The organism is Bradyrhizobium sp. ISRA436 (genome assembly GCF_029910015.1).
Taxonomy (GTDB): Bacteria; Pseudomonadota; Alphaproteobacteria; order Rhizobiales; family Xanthobacteraceae; genus Bradyrhizobium.
Map to the genome: position 1 here is coordinate 2,202,232 of NZ_CP094519.1, position 16,456 is coordinate 2,218,687.

Annotated in this window: 15 protein-coding genes; 4 read left to right on the plus strand and 11 right to left on the minus strand. The window is 65.4% G+C overall.

Going from position 1 to position 16,456, the window contains the following annotated elements:
* Positions 1–2: 2 nt before the first annotated feature.
* The 9 genes from MTX23_RS10440 to MTX23_RS10480 form a co-directional block, all read right to left on the minus strand.
* Positions 3–827: a nucleotidyltransferase domain-containing protein gene (locus tag MTX23_RS10440; protein WP_280976551.1), complete on the minus strand. Its 825-nt coding sequence runs from the start codon at positions 825–827 to the stop codon at positions 3–5.
* 44 nt (positions 828–871) lie between these two features.
* Complete coding sequence (locus tag MTX23_RS10445) at positions 872–2,113, minus strand: methyltransferase (RefSeq protein ID WP_280976552.1); 1,242 nt, start codon at positions 2,111–2,113, stop codon at positions 872–874.
* Entirely contained in the window at positions 2,106–2,861 is a 756-nt protein-coding gene (locus MTX23_RS10450; protein ID WP_280976553.1) for a TlyA family RNA methyltransferase, read from the minus strand. The genes MTX23_RS10445 and MTX23_RS10450 overlap by 8 nt, the downstream gene beginning before the upstream one ends.
* Positions 2,858–3,430, minus strand: coding sequence for a nucleoside 2-deoxyribosyltransferase (locus MTX23_RS10455; RefSeq protein WP_280976554.1), 573 nt, complete (start codon positions 3,428–3,430; stop codon positions 2,858–2,860). Before MTX23_RS10455 ends, MTX23_RS10450 begins: the two co-directional genes overlap by 4 nt.
* Positions 3,431–3,465: 35 nt before the next feature.
* Complete coding sequence (dxs, locus tag MTX23_RS10460) at positions 3,466–5,394, minus strand: 1-deoxy-D-xylulose-5-phosphate synthase (protein ID WP_280976555.1); 1,929 nt, start codon at positions 5,392–5,394, stop codon at positions 3,466–3,468.
* 580 nt (positions 5,395–5,974) lie between these two features.
* Positions 5,975–6,226, minus strand: coding sequence for an exodeoxyribonuclease VII small subunit (locus MTX23_RS10465; protein WP_280976556.1), 252 nt, complete (start codon positions 6,224–6,226; stop codon positions 5,975–5,977).
* Between the two features lie 153 nt (positions 6,227–6,379).
* Positions 6,380–7,306 (minus strand): histone deacetylase family protein, encoded by a 927-nt coding sequence (locus tag MTX23_RS10470; RefSeq protein ID WP_280976557.1) that lies wholly within the window; start codon positions 7,304–7,306, stop codon positions 6,380–6,382.
* Positions 7,307–7,591: 285 nt separating this feature from the next.
* Positions 7,592–9,265: a bifunctional metallophosphatase/5'-nucleotidase gene (locus MTX23_RS10475; protein WP_280976558.1), complete on the minus strand. Its 1,674-nt coding sequence runs from the start codon at positions 9,263–9,265 to the stop codon at positions 7,592–7,594.
* 61 nt (positions 9,266–9,326) lie between these two features.
* Complete coding sequence (locus MTX23_RS10480; protein ID WP_280978034.1) at positions 9,327–10,088, minus strand: crotonase/enoyl-CoA hydratase family protein; 762 nt, start codon at positions 10,086–10,088, stop codon at positions 9,327–9,329.
* Positions 10,089–10,433: 345 nt separating this feature from the next.
* Between MTX23_RS10480 and paoA the strand changes: the two genes are divergently transcribed.
* From paoA to paoC, 3 genes are read left to right on the plus strand one after another with little or no spacing between them, the layout of a single operon-like run.
* Positions 10,434–11,081, plus strand: a complete 648-nt coding sequence (gene paoA, locus MTX23_RS10485; RefSeq protein ID WP_280976559.1) for an aldehyde dehydrogenase iron-sulfur subunit PaoA — start codon at positions 10,434–10,436, stop codon at positions 11,079–11,081.
* A complete protein-coding gene (locus MTX23_RS10490; protein WP_280976560.1) occupies positions 11,078–12,028 on the plus strand; it encodes a xanthine dehydrogenase family protein subunit M in 951 nt (316 codons plus the stop codon). Before paoA ends, MTX23_RS10490 begins: the two co-directional genes overlap by 4 nt.
* A gap of 15 nt (positions 12,029–12,043) precedes the next feature.
* Complete coding sequence (paoC, locus tag MTX23_RS10495) at positions 12,044–14,251, plus strand: aldehyde oxidoreductase molybdenum-binding subunit PaoC (protein ID WP_280976561.1); 2,208 nt, start codon at positions 12,044–12,046, stop codon at positions 14,249–14,251.
* Between the two features lie 461 nt (positions 14,252–14,712).
* Here paoC and MTX23_RS10500 read toward each other — a convergent pair whose 3' ends face one another.
* Both MTX23_RS10500 and MTX23_RS10505 read right to left on the minus strand, forming a co-directional pair.
* Positions 14,713–15,276, minus strand: a complete 564-nt coding sequence (locus MTX23_RS10500; RefSeq protein ID WP_280976562.1) for a DinB family protein — start codon at positions 15,274–15,276, stop codon at positions 14,713–14,715.
* Between the two features lie 74 nt (positions 15,277–15,350).
* Entirely contained in the window at positions 15,351–15,485 is a 135-nt protein-coding gene (locus tag MTX23_RS10505) for a hypothetical protein (RefSeq protein ID WP_280978371.1), read from the minus strand.
* Between MTX23_RS10505 and MTX23_RS10510 the strand changes: the two genes are divergently transcribed.
* Entirely contained in the window at positions 15,457–15,738 is a 282-nt protein-coding gene (locus tag MTX23_RS10510) for a hypothetical protein (RefSeq protein WP_280978035.1), read from the plus strand. The two genes, MTX23_RS10505 and MTX23_RS10510, sit on opposite strands and share 29 nt — an antisense overlap.
* The last annotated feature ends 718 nt before the right edge of the window (positions 15,739–16,456 follow it).

A 16,456-nucleotide genomic window follows, 5' to 3' on the forward strand; every position in this document is an offset into this window, starting at 1 on the left:
TTCTACGATATCTCCCGAAGGTCCTGCTCCAGCATCCTCAGCGTCTGCAATGCATCCGCATGCCGGCCTGATCCAATCGACCGCCAGACTTCCGCGACGCGCTCGGTCAGACCATGAATCGTCACCGGAAAGCCGACGGCCGCGCTCAGCGCGCCCTTTTCGTTGATCAGGTATTGCCCGTTGAGGGCGAACAGCACTTGGCCCATGCAGGCGAGCGCGCGATAGGCGCAGCCGGCGACATGCGTGCTGTCGCCGCGCGGCAAAGCGATCTCGGCGTTCTCGATGCTGAACAGGATCTCCCATTGAAAGCGCCGGATCAGCGCGTCGCGCAACGCGCGCGGGTAGGGCACGGTCCTGGCCTTCAGCTCTGCGATGAGGCCGCTCGGGTCATGCAGGGAACGGCAGAGCGCAACCTCGCCCATCCAGATCGCCGGGCAGAATCCGTGCGGATGGCCGGGCTGGTAGTGCATGGCGATATCGCCGTTCCGGCAGGCGTCGAGCGTCGCGCTCACTCTGTCGATGCTGCGATAGAGCAGGTCGACCTTGCGGCCGCCGATCGCAAGCCACGCGCCGCCGACGATCCACGGCCCCCATTCGCCGATCGGCGTCACATGCACCGCGTCCGGAACGTCGACGATCTCGGTCATCGCCTCGCGCAGCCGGTCGGTGTCCAGGGCTGTGGTGTCTGTGTAGTAGAGGCCGATGTCGTAGTCGGATGCATCGTGCGCCGTTCCACGCGCCCGTGAGCCGCCGAGCACGATAGCGGCAACGCCTGGGACCTTTGCGAGGATCGGAGTGATGCTGGCGAGTAGCGGATCGTGCGGCATGGAATGCGGACCATATCGTGCTCTGCGATATCAGTCACACGGCCTCAGCGCGCGAACCGTGCCACCAGCTCGACATGCGGGGTATGGCGGAACTGGTCGACGGGCGTAACGCCCTCGATCCGGTAGCCGCCATCGATGAGGATCTTCGCGTCGCGCGCGAAGGTCGCTGCGTTGCAGGACACCGCCACGACCACGGGCACTTTGCTCGCCGCAAGCTGCGTGACCTGCGCCTGCGCGCCCTGCCGGGGCGGATCGAACACGACGGCGTCGTAGTCGCGCAACTCCTGCGGCACCAGGGGGCGGCGAAACAGGTCGCGCGCCTCGGCCTTGAGCGGCTTTAGCCCCGGCGTTGACTTCGCGGCCTTTTGCAGGGCCGTGATCGCACCGGCATCGCTGTCGAGAGCCGCGACCCGGGCCCTCTCCGCCAGGCGAAGCGCGAACGGGCCGACGCCGCAAAACAGATCGGCGATGTGTTTTGCGCGTCCGCAACGCTCGACGACGAGGGCGGCAAGGGTTTCCTCGCCCTTGACGGTCGCCTGCAGAAACGAGCCCGGCGGCAGCACGACCTTCGCCTTTCCGATCGCGATCTCCGGGGAGCCGCGCATCAGCACCAGTTCGCCGTGCCGCGTCAGCCGCGCCAGCCGGTGTTTCTCCGCGGCGCGAGACAGGGCGGTGATCATGCTGGTCGGCAGCGCGCCCGAGCCGCGCACGTCGATGTCGAGACCGTTGAGGGTCGCGGTCACCTGGATGTCGAGCGGCTTGCCCGTGGAGGTCAGCGGCTCGGCGACGGCCCAGGCCGCCTCGAGCGCGCCGTCAAGCGCGGGATCGAGAATCGGACAGCGGTCGACCGGGACGATGTCATGCGAGCCCGCCGCGGCGAAGCCGACCATGAGGATCTCGTGGGTGCCCACGCGCGCGTGCAGCGTCATGCGGCGGCGCCCGGCGCCGTGGGCGTCGATCAGCGGCGCCACCTCGGCTGCAACTTTGGCCTGCGCCAACGTCTCGACGACGATGTTGCGCTTCCAGGCATGGTAGCCTTCGTCGTTCCAGTGCTGGATCGCGCAGCCCCCGCAGACGCCGAAATGCGGGCAGAACGGCGCGATGCGCTCGGGGCTGGCGCGCGCGACCCGCACGAGTCGGCGCCGGTCGGGATGGTGACCGGCGACGTCGGCGACCTCGATCGTCTCGCCGGCCAGCGCGTAAGGCACATAAATCGACTGCGCGCCATCGATCGCGACGCCGTCGCCGCGATGGCCGACATGGTCGATGGTAATCAGCTCAGCCACGCCGCGCGCCGAGAAAGAACTCGATGTTGCCGTCGCCGCCCTTGATCGAGGACGGGAACACCTGGATGTCGGTGCAGCCGAGCGAGGCGGCGAAGGTGGCGATGTCGTCGCAGATCTCCTGGTGCACCATCGCGTTGCGGATGATGCCGCGCTTGGAATGTTTGCGCGCAGCCTCGAATTGCGGCTTGATCAGCGCGAGCAGATGCATCGGCGCGGCCGCGAGCGACAGCGCCACCGGCAGCACCGCCTTGAGCGAGATGAAGCTGACATCGATCACGACGATGTCGGGCCGCGCCGGCAGGCGCTTACCTTCAAAGCTCCTGATATCGGTCTCCTCCATGGAGACGATCTTCGGGTGTCCCTGCAACGAGGGGTGCAGCTGGCCGTGGCCGACATCGACGGCAAAGACGAGGCTCGCGCCGTTGGCGAGCAGCACCTCGGTGAAGCCGCCGGTCGAGGCGCCGACGTCGAGGCAGACATGGCCCTCGACGTCGATCGGATAGTGCTCCAGCGCACTGGCGAGCTTGACGCCGCCGCGCGAGACGTAAGGGTGCGCCGGCTCGGCGGTCAATTCGGCGTCGGGGGCCACGATCTCGGAGGCCTTCACGATCTGTTTGCCGCCCGCCGTCACAAGGCCTGCGTCGATCGCCGCGCGCGCCCGCGCCCGGCTCTCGAACAGGCCGCGCTCGACCAGAAGCACATCGACGCGCTTCCCGGCCGGCCGATGGCTGTCGCCTGTCCCGGTCAATTGATGAAGCCCGGCAAGCGTCGCGCGCGCCCGGCGGCGAGCCGCACGCAAGCCTCGAAGGAAGCGAGATCGCGCCAGATGTCCGACGGGGCTTCGTTCGGCGTCACCAGCGGACTGCCGTGCAGATCGAGCGCATGTATCATCATCAGATTGTCGGGCAATCCAAACTCTTCCACCGTGAGCCCCTCCGCGTCGATCAGGCGTCCGTCGGGCGCCTCCGCCACTTGCTGCAGCCGCGCCACGCGATTGGCGTAGGACGCGGGATCGTTCGAATAGGCGAGGCACAGCTTGCCGCGTCCCGCCATGTAGCCGAGTTCGTAGACAGTGCCTGCGTCGGCACTGGGGCCGCGAAACGGCGTCAAATTGGCGATGATGGCGTCGGCGGACTCCATCATCGCTTCATTGCTCTTGAAGATGGTGAGAGATGCACCGACGGCCGCGGGGGTCACCGCATTGTCGAGCGGATAGAGCCCCGTGTGTCCGTGCAGCGCACATATCTCCGCCTTGCGGCGGCCAATCTCCACGGCATCCGGCAGGAACACGTCAGGACCTGCCAGATAGATGATCATGGACTTGCCGGCGCCCAAAGCGCCGCCCGGGTGGATTACGCGAGCTTCACGGTCTCGATCTTGAAATCCTTGCCGAGGGTGTCGAACACCTTGGCGACGATGCTCTTGGCGTCGAGACCGGCGCGGGCATACATCGCCGCCGGCGTGTCGTGGTCGAGGAACACGTCAGGCAGGATCATCGAGCGGAACTTCAGCATTCCGCTGTCGAGCATGCCGTGTTCGGACAGGAACTGCACCACATGCGAGCCGAAACCGCCGATCGAGCCTTCCTCGATCGTGATCAGGATCTCATGATCGCGCGCAAGCTTCAGGATCATGTCCTCGTCGAGCGGCTTCATGAAGCGCGCATCGGCGATGGTCGCCGACAGGCCATGGGCAGCGAGCTCGTCGGCCGCCTTCTCGCATTCGGCGAGACGGGTACCGAAGGAGAGCAGCGCGACCTTCTTGCCCTCGCGGATGATGCGACCCTTGCCGATCGGCAGCGGAACGCCAACTTCCGGCATATCGACGCCGCGGCCTTCGCCGCGCGGATAGCGCAGCGCGCTCGGGCGATCGTTGATCGCGACCTGCGTCGCCACCATGTGCACGAGCTCGGCCTCGTCGGAGGCCGCCATGATCACGAAGTTTGGCAGACAGCCGAGATAGGCGTTGTCGAACGAGCCGGCATGGGTCGCGCCGTCAGCGCCGACCAGGCCGGCGCGGTCGATCGCGAAGCGGACCGGCAGGCCCTGGATCGCGACGTCATGCACCACCTGGTCATAGCCGCGCTGCAGGAAGGTCGAATAGATCGCGCAGAACGGCTTGTAGCCTTCGGTGGCGAGACCCGCCGCGAAGGTCACCGCGTGCTGCTCGGCGATGCCGACGTCGAAGGTGCGATCGGGGAACGCCTTGTTGAAGATGTCGACGCCGGTGCCGGACGGCATCGCCGCGGTGATCGCGACGATCTTGTCGTCCTTCTGCGCTTCCTTGACGAGGCTCTGGCCGAACACGTTCTGGTAGGCCGGCGCATTCGGCTTGGCCTTGGCCTGGGTGCCGGTGGCGACGTCGAACTTGACCACGGCGTGGTACTTGTCGGCGGATGCCTCGGCCGGACCGTAGCCCTTGCCCTTCTGGGTCACGACATGGACCAGGATCGGCCCGGTTTCCATGTCGCGGACGTTCTTCAGCACCGGCAGCAGATGGTCGAGGTTATGGCCGTCGATCGGGCCGACGTAATAGAAGCCGAGCTCCTCGAACAGCGTGCCGCCGTCCATCATGAAGCCGCGGGAATATTCCTCGACGCGGTTGGCGCGGTTGGCAAGCACCTTCGGCAGGCGCTGGTTGATCTGCTTCGCCGCCTCGCGCAGCGTGCGATAGGTCTTGCCGGAATAGAGCCGCGACAGATAGGCGCTCATCGCGCCGACCGGCGGCGCGATCGACATGTCGTTGTCGTTGAGGATCACGATCAGGCGCGAGTTCATGGCGCCGGCGTTGTTCATGGCCTCATAGGCCATGCCGGCCGACATCGCGCCGTCGCCGATCACGGCGATCACATTGTTCTTGCCGCCGGAGAGGTCGCGCGCCACGGCCATGCCGAGACCGGCCGAGATCGAGGTCGAGGAGTGCGCGGCGCCGAACGGGTCGTAGTCGCTCTCGGTGCGCTTGGTGAAGCCGGAGAGGCCGCCGCCGGTGCGCAGCGTGCGGATGCGGTCGCGGCGTCCGGTCAGGATCTTGTGCGGGTAGGCCTGGTGGCCGACGTCCCAGATCAGGCGGTCGCGCGGGGTGTCGAAGATGTAGTGGATGGCGGTGGTCAGCTCGACCACGCCGAGGCCGGCGCCGAAATGACCGCCCGTCACCGACACCGCATCGATGGTTTCCTGGCGCAGCTCGTCGGCAACCTGCCGCACCTGCTCGACCTTCAGCTTGCGCAGGTCTTCCGGCGTGCGAATGGTGTCAAGAAGCGGCGTATTACTAAATGTGGTCACAGCGATGTTCCAATTTTTGAAGGTCGAGACCAACGGCCCGACGCGAGAAGGGTTGCGCTCCGCGCAGCGAAAGCCAGACACTGGGTGCCGCCCCGGCAGGGCCGGTGCCTGGTTTGAAAGCCTAGATTCACTCCGGATTGAACCACGTGATAAGCATCACGTTGGTCGCTCTTCACCCGTCCCGGTTCAGTTTTGTCGAACCATTTGAGGCGCTTGCCGCCAGGACGAATCTGGCCGCTCGTCACCTTCAAATGCCCATAGGCTGGAAGCATTACACCAAAGTTGTGACCAAAGCCAACCCGCTCGACGCGCTAGGTTCCCATGCTTTGCGCCAAAAAAGCTAGACTTTTCAATGGGTGGAGCTGGTGACGGGGTCCATTCTGCTCATTTTGGCGGCAAGCCGGCGGACCCCGATCGGCCGATTCTGCGGTCGGGCAGGCGCGCAAAAAAGCAGCTGGCCGAGGGGATCGCCATCCCCCGGCTCGTGGAGATCACGGAAACGCGCAGCAACAATTGCCGGCTGGGGTACGGTCGGCTCAGCGGCCAGGCCGCCGGATTGTCGCGACGGCCGCTCGCGTCGCTACTGCACGTCGAGCGGCTCGGTGCCGTTCACTTGGCCCGAGGCGTCGGTGGTGATCTTGTCGACCCGGGCTTCGGCCTGGCGCAACAATTCCTCGCAACGGCGCTTCAGCGCCTCGCCGCGTTCGTAGATCGCGACCGACTCCTCGAGCGGGACCTTGCCGTCCTCGAGCCGCTTGACGATCGATTCGAGTTCCTCGATCGCGCGTTCGAACGACAGCTTCTTGACGTCGGCTTGAGTATTTTCGGCCATCTCGTGTTCCCGGTTGCACAGACGTGTTTGAGCATGATCTCCGCGCAAACGCTACGTGTCTGTCGCGAGGGAAAACCGGTTCCCGCCGTTCGGGATCATGCTCGTCCCTGCGCAGAATCAATCGAATTTTTGCGAGCTTATTGTGGCGGGGATTTACCCGGCCATCAATGCGCCAACATGGGAAGCCACCGACTCTTTCAGGCCCTGCAGGTCGTAACCGCCCTCCAGCACCGAGACCACACGGCCGCCGGCACTCTTGTCGGCGATATCCATCAGCTTGCGCGTCACCCAGCCGAAATCGTCGGCCTTCAGGTTGATGGACGCCAGCGGATCGCGATGATGCGCGTCGAAGCCGGCCGAGATGATGATAAGTTCCGGTGAGAACTGCTGCAGCCGCGGCAGGATCAGGTTCTCGAAGGCGGCGCGGAACCTGGCGCTGCCGTCTTCCGGCGCCAGCGGCGCGTTGACGATGGTGTCGTGCTCGCCGCGTTCGCCCATTGCGCCGGTGCCCGGAAACAGCGGCATCTGGTGCGTCGAGCAGTACATCACGGTCGGATCGGCCCAGAAGATGTCCTGCGTGCCATTGCCATGATGGACGTCGAAATCGACCACCGCGGCGCGCGTGATGCCGTGCTTGCGCTGCGCGTGGCGCGCGGCGATCGCGGCATTGTCGAAGAAACAGAAACCCATCGGCGTCGATTTCTCGGCGTGATGGCCGGGCGGCCGCACCGCCACGAAGGCGTTCTGATGCCGGCCCGTCACCACGGCGTCGGTAGCGGCGAGCGCACCGCCGACGCCGCGCATCACCGCTTCCCAGGTGCCCGGCGACATCGAGGTGTCGCCGTCGACATAGATCATGCCGGAGGTCGGCGCGATGTGGCGCAACTCGCCGACATAGTGCTCGCCATGGCAGAGCAGCACGGAATCCAGGTCGCCTTCCGGCGCCTGGTCACGCACCAGCTCCCTGAAGCGGTCCTCGGCCAGCACCTCGTCGATCGCCCGCAGCCGATCGGGGCGTTCGGGGTGTCCGGGAGGGGTCAAATGGTTGAGGCAGGCGGAATGCGTCAGAAGCAGTGTCATGCAAATTCCCGGCGCAACCGGCGCGCGTACGAGGAACGCCTAATGTAGGCCGTTACCGGCCGCCCGGAAAGGGCCAGCTTTGTCTCTCGACCTCATCCTTCAAAAAGCCACCGCAAAGGGCCGAACTCCTTCCCCGTCATTGCGAGCGGAGCGAAGCAATCCATTGTCACCGAGCGCACGGAAGCATGGATTGCTTCGTCGCTTCAGCGCAAAATTGCTTTGTAATTTTGTCGCGAGCTCCTCGCAATGACGGGATGGACGAGTGTTCCATCCGCGCCGGCTGGCTCAATTGATCCGCTCGATGCGGTGGCCCGCCGTCGGCCCCACCGGGCTGTTGGCCTTGAAATAGGCATAGAGCGCGTCGACGTCGTAGACGCCGAACTGCTGCGCTGTTCCGTCCTTGAACACCGTGAAGCCGTCGCCGCCCTCGGCGAGATAATCGTTCACAGTCACGCGATAGCTCGCGGCCGGGTCGATCAGTTTGCCGTTGAGCGACATTCGCTCGGCTATGATGCGCGCACCGTCCGGCCTGGTCGCGTCCCACGCATAGGAAAAGCCCTTGGAGACCTGCAGCGGACGCGGCCGCTTCGGATCGGCCCATTGCTGCTCCAGCACGTCCTTGAGCTGCCTGCCGGTCAGCGTCATGGTCACGAGCTGGTTGCGGAACGGCTGGCTCGCGAAGATGTCGGCATAGGACACCGCGCCGTCCTCGCGCATGGTGATGTCGGTACGCACGCCGCCGGGATTGGTGAAGGCGATCACCGCGCCGCCGTTCGGCTCCGCGCTGGTCGCCAGGAGCTGCGCATCGGCGACGATGTCGCCGAGCGGGCTTTCGCCGGCGTCGTTCGGCGTGCGCGACAGCGTTTCCGTCACCGCGCCCGCCGCGCGGTTGGCGATCGGCGCCGCCAGCCGGTCGTAGGCTTCCAGCAGCGCGCTTTGCTCGGGATCGCGCTTGAACGCGTTGAGGCGAACGATGGTGTTGTTGGCCTTGGCGCTGATCACGTCATGGGTCTTCGGATCGAGCTGCAGGTCGATCGCGGTGACCAGCGTGCCGTATTTGTCGCCGGAGGTGACGAGCCGCCCGTCGATCTCGCAGATATAGGCCTGATGGGTGTGGCCGGAGATCACGACGTCGACCGCGTGATCGATTTTCTTGACGATGTCGACGATCGGCCCGGAAATGCCCGGGCATTCATTGTAGTCGCCGGTCGGAAAGCCGCCCTCGTGGATCAAGACCACGATGGCCTCGACGCCCTTCGCCTTCAGTTCCGGGACCAGCGCATTGACGGTCTCGGCCTCGTCGCGAAATTCGAGGCTTGCGACGCCAGCCGGCGACACCAGGTTCGGCGTGTTCTTCAGCGTCAGCCCGATGAAGGCGACCGGGATGCCGCCGAACTCCCTGATCTCGTAAGGCGGAAACACCGGCTTGCCGGTGGTCTTGTCGATCGTGCTGGCGGCGAGATAGTGGAATTTGGCGCCGGTGAAGGGATGCGGCCCCTGGCACTGGTCGACCGGGTGGCAGCCGCCATTCTGCATCCGCAGCAGCTCGGCCTTGCCCTCGTCGAACTCGTGATTGCCGACGGAGGAGATCGCGAGCCCCATCATCGACAGCGACTCGATGGTCGGCTCGTCGTGAAACATCGCCGACAGGAAGGGGCTGGCGCCGATCAGGTCGCCGGCCGCGACGAAGATGTTGTTCTTGTGCCCTTCGCGGAGCTGCTTGACCGCGGTCGCCATCCGCTCGGCGCCGCCGGCAGGCACCATGATCTTCTTGCTGTTGTCGGCGGGATCGGTGATGCGGATGCCGCCCGGCGGCGGCCGCAAATAGCCGTGGAAATCGTTGATGGCGAGAATGCGCAAATCCACCGGTGCCGCGGTCTGCGCCGGCGCGGGGCCGGCCGCGACGGCGACAAACGAGCAGACGGCGGCGGTGAGGAGCGAACGGCGGGAACGTCTCATGAGCTGTCCATGGAACACGCCATCATGACGCGGCGCCACTACATTTTTGCGACGCGGCCGTTCAATCCTTCGTGCGCGACATGAACGTCTTGAAAGCTGTGATCGCTTCCGTGGAGCGCATGCGCTCGCTGAACACATGGTTCTCCTGGTCGATCCGGCGGGTGACGTCCTCGGGCGGAAGCCTGAGCAGCCGGCGCGAGATCGCGACCGCGTCGGCCGGCAGCGCGCAGATCTCCCGCGCCACCTTGCGCGCTTCGACTTCGACATGGCCCGGCGCCACCACCGTGTTGACGAAGCCGGCCTCACGGCCGTCGTCGGCCGTCATGGTGCGTCCCATCACCAGCATCGCGAACGCGCGCTGGTGGCCCATGCTACGCGGCATCAGCAGGCTGGACGCGCCCTCCGGCACCAGGCCGAACCTGGAGAATGGGGTCGAGAACAGCGCGGTCGTGCTGGCGAGCACGTAGTCGCAGTGGAACAGCATGGTGGTGCCGATGCCCATCGCAACGCCGTCGACAGCGGCGATGATCGGCTTGACGTTGTGGGCCAGCGAATAAAGGAACTTGACCAAATCGGAGGCGGGCGGCAACTCGCCTGCGGATGTGCTCTGGTCGAGCAAGTCCTCGATGTCGTTGCCCGCGGTGAACACGCCGGAGCCGCCGGTGACGATCAGGCAGCGGATTTTCGGATCGTTCTGCGCCGTGTCGATCGCCTCCCTCATCGCACGAAACATCTCGTGGGTGATCGCGTTCTTTTTCTCGGGCCGGCGCAGCCGGATCACGCGCGTTGCGGCTTCATCGGTCACTATCACATGCGCGGTCATCAGGCGGTCCTGGGTCGGCGGGCGCGAGCTCGTGCCCGTCATCCTACATGATCTTCTGCAAGCCCAAAGGGTTTCGTGCTGCTTTTCCCTTTCGGCGCGCATGCGGATGATACCACCGCCGCGCGATCTTTTGTCACGTAGCGCCGGCGGGTGGTCGGTATTCCGCGCGGCGATGCCAAATCGCTCGCGATTTCGTTTGGCGGGTTACGAGAAACATTCCGCAGCCGATCGCATTCACACCATGCGGCCCACAGGCACGTGCGGACTTCAGTCCTGTTGTCGGTTCCGCGCGCGATCGCGGCCGAGCAGCAGGAGATCCATCAGGAGAGCCAAAGGAGATCCAAGTTGCAAATTTCCGGCCATTTGGAACTATCCCGACGCCATCTGTTGATTGTAGGAGCCGCCTCGCTTGCCGCGTCGTCCGTCGCAACGCGCGCCTCCCCGGCGGCGACCGACCGAACAACCCCGACCGGAGCGCCCGTGATGGCAAGAGTGTCCTTTGACGTGAACGGCGAACCATATCAGCTCGAGCTCGACACCAGGACTACGCTGCTCGATGCGTTGCGCGAGCACCTGCATTTGACGGGCACCAAGAAGGGCTGTGATCACGGCCAGTGCGGCGCCTGCACCGTCATCGTCGACGGCCGCCGCATCAATTCGTGCCTGACGCTTGCGGTGATGCATGAGGGCGACGAGATCACCACGATCGAGGGGCTGGGCTCGCCGGAGCATATGCATCCGATGCAGGCGGCGTTCGTCAAGCATGACGGCTACCAGTGCGGCTATTGCACGCCGGGGCAAATCTGCTCGGCGGTGGCCGTGCTCGACGAGATCCGGGCCGGTATCCCGAGCCATGTGACTGATGATCTCAATGCCCCGATGCGACTGAGCAATGCCGAGCTGCGCGAGCGCATGAGCGGCAACATCTGCCGCTGCGGCGCCTATTCCAACATCGCCGAGGCGATCGGTGAGGTCGCCGGGAGGAGTGCATGAGAACGTTCAGCTATGAGCGCGCTGCGTCGCCGGGCGCAGCGGCCGCGGCCGCCGCGCGAACCGCGAACGCGAAATTCATTGCCGGCGGCACCAACCTGCTCGACCTGATGAAGCTCGAGATCGAGACGCCGGCGCATCTCATCGATGTCAATGGTCTGGCGCTGGACCGGATCGAGGCGACCCCGGACGGCGGCTTGCGCATCGGCGCGCTGGTCCGCAACACGGACCTCGCGGCGGACGGCCGCGTGCGCCGCGACTACGCCGTGCTGTCGCGCGCGCTGCTGGCGGGCGCCTCCGGCCAGTTGCGCAACAAGGCGACCACCGCCGGCAATCTGCTGCAGCGGACGCGCTGCCCGTATTTCTACGACACCAATCTGCCGTGCAACAAGCGCAAGCCCGGCAGCGGCTGCGCCGCGATCGGCGGCTTCAGCCGGCAGCATGCGGTGATCGGCGCCGGCGATGCGTGCATCGCGACCCATCCAAGCGACATGGCGGTGGCGATGCGCGCGCTCGACGCTGTTGTGGAGACCGTGCGGCCGGACGGCACCGCGCGGATGATCCCGATCGCCGAGCTGCATCGGCTGCCGGGTGACCACCCCGAGATCGAGACCGCGCTTGAGCCGGGCGAGCTGATCACCGCCGTGGTGCTGCCAAAACCCGTCGGCGGCGCGCAGGCCTATCGCAAGGTTCGCGACCGCGCGTCCTATGCGTTTGCGCTGGTGTCGGTCGCGGCGATCGTGCAGCCCGACGGCTCGGGCCGCGTCGCGCTCGGCGGCGTCGCGCACAAGCCATGGCGCGTCGAGCCGGCGGAGGCGGAATTGCCGCGTGGCGCCAAGGCGGTCACCGCGCGCCTGCTCGCCGACGCAAAGCCGACGCAGGACAACGCATTCAAGCTGCCGCTCGCCGAGCGAACGCTGTCGGCGGTGCTGCGCGAGGCCAAGGGCTAGACAAGGGGTTAGAGCATGCGATTCGAACATCCCGCCACCTTCAATCCGATCGACCAGCTCAAGGTGGTCGGCCAGCCGACCAGCCGGATCGAGGGGCCGTTGAAGACGACGGGTACTGCGCCCTATGCCTATGAGCGGCATGACGTCGCGACCAACCAGGCCTATGGCTACGTGGTGGGATCGGCGATCGGCAAGGGGCGGATCAAGGCGATCGATCTCGCCGCTGCCAAGGCGGCGCCGGGCGTGCTCGCCATCGTCACCGCTGAGAACGCCGGCAAGCTTGGCAAGGGCGAGCGCAATGCGGCGCCGCTGCTCGGCGGCCCTGACATCGCGCATTACCATCAAGCCATTGCCGTGGTCGTTGCCGAGACCTTCGAGCAGGCGCGCGCCGCCGCGCAGCTGGTCCGGGTCGATTACGCGCCGGGCGACGGCCGGTTTGATCTCGCGGCGTCAAGGGACAAGGCCTTCATCCCCAAGCCCAAGATCGGCGGCCCGGCCGACACCGCAGTGGGCGACTTTGCGGCGGCGTTCGCCGCGGCCCCGGTCCAGCTCGATGCGACCTACACCACACCCGATCAGGGCCATGCGATGATGGAGCCGCACGCCTCGATCGCGGCGTGGCAGGGCGACAAGCTGACGGTCTGGACCTCCAACCAGATGATCGCCTGGGGCGCGACCGACATGGCGAAGACGCTCGGTCTCCCGAAGGAGAATGTCCGGCTAATCTCGCCCTATATCGGCGGCGGCTTCGGCGGCAAGCTGTTCCTGCGCGCCGACGTGCTGCTCGCCGCGCTCGGCGCCCGCGCCGCCGGCCGTCCCGTCAAGGTGGCGCTGCAACGTCCGCTGATGTTCAACAACACCACGCACCGGCCGGCGACGATCCAGCGCATCCGCATCGGCGCCGACCGCGACGGCAAAATCAGCGCGATCGGACACGAGAGCTGGTCGGGCAACGTGAAGGATGGGGAGCCGGAGGTGGCGGTCAATCAGACGCGGCTGCTCTATGCCGGCGCCGACCGGATGACCGCGATGCGGCTCGCCGAGCTCGATCTCGCCGAAGGCAACGCGATGCGCGCGCCCGGCGAGGCCTCCGGCATGATGGCGCTCGAGATCGCAATCGACGAACTCGCCGAGAAGCTCGGCATGGATCCGATCGAGCTGCGCATCAAGAACGACACCCAGGTCGATCCGGAGCATCCGGAGCGGCCGTTCTCGCAGCGCCAGCTCGTCGAATGCCTGCGCGAGGGAGCCGCCCGGTTCGGCTGGAGCCGGCGCGACCCGCAGCCCGCGAAGATCCGTGATGGACGCTGGCTGGTCGGCATCGGCGTTGCCGCTGCCTTCCGCAACAATCTCCTGACCAAATCTGCGGCGCGCGTGCGGCTCGATCAGGACGGCAGGGTGACGGTCGAGACCGATATGACCGATATCGGCACCGGCTCCTACACCATCATCGGGCAGACCGCGGCCGAGATGATGGGCGTGCCGTTGGACAAGGTGGTGGTCCGGCTCGGCGATTCCGATTTTCCGGTGTCATGCGGCTCCGGCGGGCAGTGGGGCGGCAACAATTCGACGTCCGGCGTTTACGCCGCCTGCGTCAAGCTGCGCGACAACATCGCGCAGAAGCTCGGCTACAACTCCGCCGAGGCGGTTTTTGCCGACGGCGTTGTCCGCGCCGGCAATCGCAGCGTGCCGCTGGCGCAGGCCGCCGGCAACGGCGGCATCACGGCGGAGGACGCCATCGAGTACGGCGACCTCGCCAAGACTTACCAGCAGTCGACCTTCGGCGCGCATTTCGTCGAGGTCGGTGTCGACAGCGACACGGCGGAGGTGCGTGTGCGGCGGATGCTCGCGGTATGCGCCGCAGGCCGCATCCTGAATCCGAAGGCGGCGCGCAGCCAGGTGATCGGCGCGATGACCATGGGCGTCGGTGCGGCGCTGATGGAGGACCTGGTGGTCGACAAGCGTCACGGCTTTTTCGTCAATCACGACCTCGCCGCCTATGAGGTGCCCGTCCATGCCGACATCCCGCACCAGGACATGATCTTCCTCGACGAGACCGATCCGATATCGTCGCCGATGAAAGCCAAGGGCGTCGCCGAGCTCGGCATCTGCGGCGTGGCGGCCGCGGTCGCCAACGCGGTCTACAACGCGACCGGCGTGCGCGTGCGCGATTATCCGATCACGCTCGACAAGCTGCTCGGAGGAATGCCGGAGGCCGCGTGAGCTGCGGCGCAGTCTGACCGGATTGCCGGCATCACGACGCAAGTGCTTTCGGGATGCGATGACGGTTTCAGTGGGTCGGCAATGCTCCTGACTCCCGGCGCCATCGCGGCGGGCGAGTTCCATCATCGCTCGCGGGAGGTCAGCGGCGGACCGACCATCAGGTTTGAAATCCTTTGCTGCTCCGCCGCGCGATCGGCGAGCTTGTCGTATTCCTCCGCGATCCGGAGCATTCGCAACCTCTCTCCTATAAGCGAAAATTGGTTGGCCTTGACGCGGTTCTTTCGGCGTGATCGCGCCAGTACTTCGGGTCCTTGAGCCGATCGTCCATGCACTCCCCTTCAGTCAGAGCGCCAAGGCTAACCTTCCCTAAGCCGACGCGCATGGGGTAGCCTGGGAGAAATCAACCCGGTCGGGCAACCCGTCAGGCGTCCGCTGGTGCGGCGACGTTTCGAACCGCGCGGTCAGCCGCCCCACACGGTGGCTTCGGTCCACCCCAGCTCGGCGAATTCGCCTGCTCTGAGCGGAGCTTCGCCGGCTGCAAAGAACTCGTCGAGCTGAGGCGGCTCGACGCTCGTTGCGGAGAGCATAGCGTGGGCCTGGCCGCGATGATGGATCGCGTGCTGGAAGAGATGCATCAGCAGGCGGTCGCGCCGCTCGATCTGGATTGTGGTGTCGCGATTGATCCGAACGACATCGTTCAGCAGGTCTGATGTCAGCGCATTGCAGACGGCGATCAGGCGCTCATCGATCGCGCGTTGCGCCTGCTTGAGCTCTGCGACGGACGGGCAGGGCACGTCATTCGCCCAGGCCCTTGGCCCGAGCCATCCGCCTTCCAGCGCGTCGACATAGAACAGGTCGATGACGTAGATATGGTTCAGCGTTCGCTGCAGGCTTGGGAAGAAGCCGGTCCGTTCGGCGGCAAACTCCGTATGACTGAGCCGGGCGCACGCCGTGAGAAGGCGGTGGTTGGCCCACGCGTTGTTGTAGGCGAAGGCGCGATAGGTCTGAACAAGATCAGCCGGCATGCCTGCTCTCTTCCAAACTGGCACGGTGGCAATCGTTCCTTACAGAACGGAACAGGGACCATCTTAACCTGTGTTTAGCCCACGGACTCATGGATGCTCCAGCGATTTTCTTTCGCTTCGAAGGAAATGATGATCGCGGCGCGCGTTGTGTGTGCTGGGGCAACCTTGAGGAGGATGCGGATGAGGACCTCCACGATCGCACTGCTCATCGCTGGCGTCATCACAGCCGGCCCGACGTTGGCTCAACAAGCAGCTGCCCAAAACCACGCTGGCGCGACGAGTTCTCCGAGCGCCCAGAATTCTGGAACCGGGATCCATGGTGCGCAGGGAAGTAAGAATGGACCGGCGCCGGGACAGAGTACAGTGGGCTCGAACTCTCACAACCGGCATGTCCAGCAGCAGGATTCTTCAAAAGTTAAAGGTCTGCCCGGCAACAAGAGCGGCCCACCTGCGAAGCGGTGATATTGTCCACTGGCGCTGCTGATCCTTGGTGATGCGATGCGCTCGGCCCGCCAACCGAGGCGTATGACGTCTTGGTGATAGGTCTACCAGGTCGGGGAGTGGGTCTTTCTCCACTCGCGCCAATGCACTTGAGTGTGCACCCGAACGGGCGTGCGATTTCGATGACCTTGCGCGCAGCCCTTCGGTCGGACTGTAAGATTTGGCCTCCCCCAAACTGACACGCATTAGCGCATGTGATGACTGTCGAGCTACACCGCGTCCTACTTCCGCGGGCGAATTAATCAATCAGATGGAGCCGGCGCACGACGTTCTGTCGGAGAGCAGACGTCGCGGGCGACAGCCGATCTTCGTCCCGCCACAGAGGGCTGCTGCTCCGAATCCAACGTGGATTGGCTGCCTGAATGTCTGTTTTTCGCCTAACAGGAAGCGTCAAGCGCTCGTGCCAGCGAGTTCGGCTAGGACCACAAGCGGAAGTACTCCGTTTGAGCAGTAGGACTTTCGTTTCGCGGTTCTGAAACGATCCGATGACGGCTGGCGGCGTTGAGACAGAGTGGCTGTCGGATAACTCCGCTTGCTCAAATACAACTTTGCCTGCTGGACTCGTCGCGATCGGCCACAATTGGACATGCGCACTCGTTATCGATGCAGTCGATCATCCAGCTCGCTCGATGAGCTTGCAAGAAATCGCGCGCGCTATCTCGAATATTTGAGCGACTGA